The sequence below is a fragment of the Oleiphilus sp. HI0061 genome (assembly GCF_001635675.1).
Map to the genome: position 1 here is coordinate 1 of NZ_LWFE01001822.1, position 1,288 is coordinate 1,288.

A 1,288-nucleotide genomic window follows, 5' to 3' on the forward strand; every position below is an offset into this window, starting at 1 on the left:
CGCTTTGACTATTATTGATTGAATGGGAGCGTGACTCCGAGTCGTTTTCTGTTACTTCGGCTTTCATGAGACCTCAAAAAACAATCAGATCATTCCGTATGTGTTTACTGAGTAGTTGTGAGTATTGGCTATCTGCATAAAGGAGCCATAAATTACTAAGTTTTTCGGGTGTTTTACAGTTTTTTATTTTAATTTTTGTTCACACCTTTTATTATGATCAGCTTCGGGTATAAATCTAAGTTGAAAGACGGAATTTCTAAACTAAATACAATAGGGCTACAGACATCACCATGACCTCTTTGAAGAAAGTAAAGCTGCCTCTTGAGCAGGTATATCGCTGGGAAAAAGCAAAAGCGGATGATATTTATCTAACTCAGCCAATGGGTAACGGCGTGGTTCAGGAATATACCTGGAACCGAGCAGTTGGCGAGGCCAGAAGGATGGCTAGCTATATTAAATCTTTAGATTTACCACCAAAAAGTCGAATCGGTATTCTTTCGAAGAACTGTGCGCATTGGATCATGAGTGATCTGGCGATCTGGATGGCGGGTCATATATGTGTACCTCTTTACCCTACGCTAAATGCTGAAACGGTTAAGTATATCCTTGAGCACAGTGAAACGCAGTTGTTATTTGTTGGTAAACTGGACGACTGGGAAATGATGAAACCTGGTGTGCCAGATGATTTACCTTGTGTTTCTTATCCTCTAAGTCCAAAAACAGATTACCCAAGCTGGGATAACCTGGTTGCTGAGCATGCTCCGATACAAGAAGATACTGTTCGGGATGCTGACGAGTTAGCGACGATTGTTTATACATCGGGTTCAACCGGCAAGCCAAAAGGCGTTATGTTGTCATTTGAGGCCTTAGGTATTGCAGCAAGCGGTGTTGCACAAGCTTTGGATATAAAGCCTACTGATAGAATGTTATCTTACTTGCCACTGGCGCACGTGTTTGAACGTTTTGCGGTTGAGCAGTCCTCTATCCATATAGGTGCTCAGTTATTTTTTGCTGATGCTTTGGATACCTTCCTGGACGACTTGCGTCGTGCTAAACCAACGGTCTTTATTTCTGTTCCACGCCTGTGGTCCAAGTTCCAACTAGGTATCTTTAAGAAGATGCCTCCTAAGAAACTAAATCGTTTGCTTAAGATTCCAATTGTGTCTGGTTTGGTCAAGAAGAAAGTATTGACTGCTCTGGGCTTGGAATACTGCCGTTTTGCTGGAAGTGGTTCGGCGCCGTTATCAGGTGATATCATTAATTGGTATCGTAACCTGGGTCTGGAATT

The 1,288-nt window shown here is 42.2% G+C and carries 1 protein-coding gene; it reads left to right on the forward strand.

Annotation, left to right across the window (positions count from 1 at the left end; genetic code table 11):
* Positions 1–290 precede the first annotated feature (290 nt).
* Positions 291–1,288: AMP-binding protein (locus A3735_RS27755; protein ID WP_156499976.1), on the forward strand; the 998-nt coding region annotated here is incomplete at its 3' end.